The organism is Mesorhizobium sp. M7A.F.Ca.AU.001.01.1.1, assembly GCF_004022735.1.
Taxonomy (GTDB): Bacteria; Pseudomonadota; Alphaproteobacteria; order Rhizobiales; family Rhizobiaceae; genus Mesorhizobium; species Mesorhizobium ciceri.
On record NZ_RZPF01000606.1, the window covers coordinates 1 to 4,073 of the forward strand.

Consider the following 4,073-nt stretch of genomic DNA (forward strand, 5'->3'; position numbering starts at 1 on the left):
GCGATAGAGCGCACCGGAGCGGACGAGCCGGTAGCCAATACAATTGTGGTTCGCCAAATCGGCAACGCTGCTGGGACGGCCGTGCCGTCCGATATAAACGGGCGAGGCCACGATGACGACGGAGAACGGCGGCGTCAGCCGGACCGCGACCATGTCCTGGGCGATCATCTCGCCAAGCCGGATGCCGGCATCGAAGCCTTCGCCGACGATATCAACCAGACCCTGGTCAGCGAAGACCTCGACGGTAACCTCCGGATAGCGCTCGGCCATCGCGGCGACCACCGGCGTCACCGCCAATGGTATGGCGATGTTGGAGGCGTTGATCCTGAGCAGGCCAGACGGCCTGCCTTTGACGCTGCGGATACGGTCCATCCGCTCGGCAATATCCTGGAGGGCCGGAGCCGCCGTTTCCACCAGCGCCTTGCCGGCCTCGGTGAGCGAAACGCTGCGCGTCGTCCGTGCGAACAAAGGCTGGCCGATCCGCTCTTCGACAATGCGCACCGCATGGCTGACTGCCGAAGGGCTCATGCCGAGTTCGGCGGCGGCAAGCGCAAAGCCGCCGCGTCGGGCCACGGCGACGATCACAGGCAAGTGGGTGAGCAGGTCCCGGTACATTCATGCATGATATCGCATGGTCCATACGAACAATGCAATCTTATCGATGTCGACCGAGCGGTCCACATTGCCGGCCGCACGTCGGCGATGGGCTGATGGCATCGAGGAGAAAGAACATGAATGCGTTGAAGCGCGTAACTTTCGCGGCAGGCATGGCGTTGGCGCCGATGGACGCCGGCGGGGCGGAGCCATCAGACTGGCGGGCCCTCGCAGACGAACGCGCGGTCATTCGCATTGCCGATGCCATCGACCGGGCCGTCGACGCCCAGGACTGGAAGCTTGCACGCAGCTATTTCGCGGATCGGGCCACTGCCGATTTCAGCAGCCTTTCCGGACAGCCGGCGGCCAACATCGCTTCCGACGACCTGATTGGCGCCTGGGCGGCCAACCTCAAGGGCAGCAAGACAAGCCTGCATCTGCGCACCAATCACCAGGTCGTTCTCGAAGGGGACACGGCGACTGTCCTGTCGAACGGCTATGCCTGGAACCGGATGGAAGGCAATGGCGACCCGCTTTGGGAGGTCTGGGGCACCTATGAGCATCACCTGACGCGTTTTGCGGATGGCTGGAAGGTCGATGGCTTTGCGTTCCGCATGACACACGAGCGCGGCAATCCCTGGGTCAAGACCACTCCGGGCCAGTGACGCTCGGGCATCTATCACCAAGCATTGGAAGACGATTATGACCATGACCTACTACACTCTTGGCAACAGCGGCCTCAGGGTCAGCCGGCTGGCGCTGGGCACGATGACTTTCGGCACGGAATGGGGCTGGGGAGCCGACAGGGATACGGCGCGGGCGATGTTCGACGCCTATGTCGAGGCGGGCGGCAATTTCTTCGACACGGCGGATCTCTACACAGACGGCACGGCCGAAGCCTGGCTTGGCGAATTCATCGCCGAGCGCGGCTTGCGCGACATGGCGGTGATCGCCAGCAAGTTCACCATGAACATGCAGCCCGGCAATCCGAATGCCGGCGGCAATGGCCGCAAGAACATCATGCGGGCCGTCGATGCTTCGCTGAAACGGTTGGGGACCGACTATATCGATCTCTATCTCATGCATGTCTGGGACAGGCTGACCCCGGCCGAGGAGGTCATGCGCACGCTGGACGACCTGGTTCGGATGGGCAAGGTGCGCCATGTCGGTCTTTCGGATGTGCCCGCCTGGTATGCGGGCCGCGCACAGGCGATCGCCGAATTGCGCGGATATGAGCCGGTTTCGGCGCTACAGCTCGAATATTCATTGGCCGAACGCGCGATCGAGAATGAGTTCGTGCCATTCGGCACGCGCCATGGCGCCGGCATCATGGTGTGGAGCCCGCTGGCCAGCGGACTGCTGAGCGGCAAGTATCGGCCGGCTCAGGCCGGAACCGCGGGCCGGCTCGACGGATTTCGCAACTCGACGCATCCGGGGTTCCAAAAGTTCACGCAACGCAACTGGGCTATCGTGGCCGAACTCGAGAAGGTCGCATCCGAGATCGGCCGCAGCATGCCTCAGGTCGCGCTCAACTGGGTAGCGACGCAGCCGGGGATCGCGACCGTCATTCTCGGTGCGACGACGCTCAGCCAAATGCAGGACAATCTTGGCGCGCTGGATTTCGAGATTCCGAAAGCGCATCGCGACCGGCTGGAGAGGGTCAGCAGAACTCCAGCGCCGTTTCCCTATTCCTATTTCGGCGCGCAGATACAGGCGCGCGTCACCGGCGGCGCGACAACCGGCGACAAGCCCTCCAACTACGTGTCACCGGTGCTTATCGAAGGAGAGTCGGCCAGCGTGTCCACCAATTGATTGATGGGACAGGAAACCGGCGAATTTGCCGTTTGGGCGCCGCGTGACATCGCGGCGCCCTTCGTGTATCGGAACGCCATTGTTTCGAGGCGGCGCCTGCGCGAGGGTAGCCACCGAAACGCGCCACATGCAAATGAAGAGGCCCAGATGACGGTGAAGCCCCTCTACCGACGTGTCTTGTTGAAAGCGTCGGGCGAAGCGTTGATGGGCGAGCAGCATTTCGGCATCGACGTTTCAGTGGTGGATCGCATCGCCGGCGACATCGCCGAGGCGCGTGCATTGGGCATCGAGGTCGGTGTCGTCATCGGCGGCGGCAACATCTTTCGCGGCGTGGCCGTTGCCTCCAAGGGCGGCGACCGTGTCACCGGCGACCACATGGGCATGCTTGCCACGGTGATCAACTCGCTGGCGCTGCGCACGTCGTTGAACAAGATCGGCGTCGACGCCGTGGTGCTTTCGGCGATCGCCATGCCCGAACTTTGCGAGAGCTTTTCGCAGCGCCAGGCGACTGCCTACATGAACCAGGGCAAGGTGGTGATCTTCGCCGGCGGCACCGGTAATCCGTTCTTCACCACTGATTCGGCCGCCGCCCTCCGCGCGGCTGAAATCGGCGCCGACGCACTGTTCAAGGGCACTCAGGTCGACGGCGTCTACTCGGCGGACCCGAAGAAGGACCCGAATGCGACGCGTTTCGAGCGCATCAGCCATGGCGAAGTCATAAATCGCGGCCTTTCCATCATGGATACTGCAGCGATTGCACTTGCGCGCGAAAACAACATTCCGATAATCGTCTATTCGATCCACGAAAAAGGTGGTTTCGGCGATATTCTGAGGGGCGGCGGCCGCTGCACGGTCGTCGCGGACGATTGATCGGCGGCCAGGCTCGAAGGGAAACCGGTTTTCGAAGGTCCGATTCGAAGACGGAGCAGTGAGCCCGCATTAGACGGGTCGAGGAGATAAAGATGAGTGGTGAGTACGACGATCTCAAGCGGCGCATGGATGGGGCCATCGCCGCGTTCAAGCATGATCTGGCTTCGCTGCGGACCGGTCGCGCCTCCAGCAATCTGCTTGATGCGATCCAGGTGCAGGCCTATGGCACCACCATGCCGATCAACCAGGTCGCCAACGTCTCGGTGCCGGAGCCGCGCATGATCTCGGTATCGGTATGGGACAAGTCGATGGTCGGCGCGGTCGACCGCGCGATCCGCGAATCCAATCTGGGTTTCAACCCGATCGTGGACGGCACCAACCTCAGGATTCCGCTTCCCGAACTCAACGAACAGCGACGCAAGGAACTGGTCAAGATCTCGCACACCTACGCCGAGAACGCCCGGGTCGCCGCGCGCCATGTGCGCCGCGACGGCATGGACTTCCTGAAGAAGGCGGAGAAGGACGGCGACATCAGCGAGGACGATCAGCGCAAGCGCTCGGACCAGGTTCAGAAACTTACCGACGAGACGATCAGCACCATCGACCACCTGCTTTCCGATAAGGAAGCTGAAATCATGCAGGTTTAGGGTCTTGGCCTCCGGCTGACCCGAAAGCGAGAACATGGCAACGCCCGCGCATGTCGCGATCATCATGGACGGAAACGGACGCTGGGCCAAGGCGCGCGGCTTGCCTCGTCTTGCGGGCCATCGTGCCGGCGTCGAGGCGCTGCGCAAGAC

At 62.6% G+C, this 4,073-nt stretch carries 6 protein-coding genes; 5 read left to right on the forward strand and 1 reads right to left on the reverse strand.

Translation table 11 applies throughout. From position 1 onward, the window contains the following. The coding region (locus EN884_RS28115; protein WP_164895191.1) for a LysR family transcriptional regulator at positions 1–615 on the reverse strand (615 nt) is incomplete at its 3' end. 116 nt (positions 616–731) lie between these two features. Here EN884_RS28115 and EN884_RS28120 point away from each other — a divergent pair. The 5 genes from EN884_RS28120 to EN884_RS28140 all read left to right on the forward strand — a co-directional run. Further along, positions 732–1,259, forward strand: a complete 528-nt coding sequence (locus tag EN884_RS28120; protein ID WP_063167966.1) for a nuclear transport factor 2 family protein — start codon at positions 732–734, stop codon at positions 1,257–1,259. Positions 1,260–1,296: 37 nt separating this feature from the next. After that, positions 1,297–2,406, forward strand: a complete 1,110-nt coding sequence (locus tag EN884_RS28125) for an aldo/keto reductase (RefSeq protein ID WP_063167967.1) — start codon at positions 1,297–1,299, stop codon at positions 2,404–2,406. Positions 2,407–2,553: 147 nt separating this feature from the next. Then, positions 2,554–3,276, forward strand: coding sequence for a UMP kinase (gene pyrH, locus EN884_RS28130; protein WP_013531760.1), 723 nt, complete (start codon positions 2,554–2,556; stop codon positions 3,274–3,276). A 92-nt stretch (positions 3,277–3,368) separates the two neighbouring features. Then, positions 3,369–3,923, forward strand: a complete 555-nt coding sequence (frr, locus tag EN884_RS28135) for a ribosome recycling factor (RefSeq protein ID WP_013531759.1) — start codon at positions 3,369–3,371, stop codon at positions 3,921–3,923. Positions 3,924–3,957: 34 nt separating this feature from the next. After that, positions 3,958–4,073, forward strand: a 116-nt coding sequence (locus EN884_RS28140) for an undecaprenyl diphosphate synthase family protein (RefSeq protein ID WP_206518305.1), incomplete at its 3' end; no start/stop codon positions are given.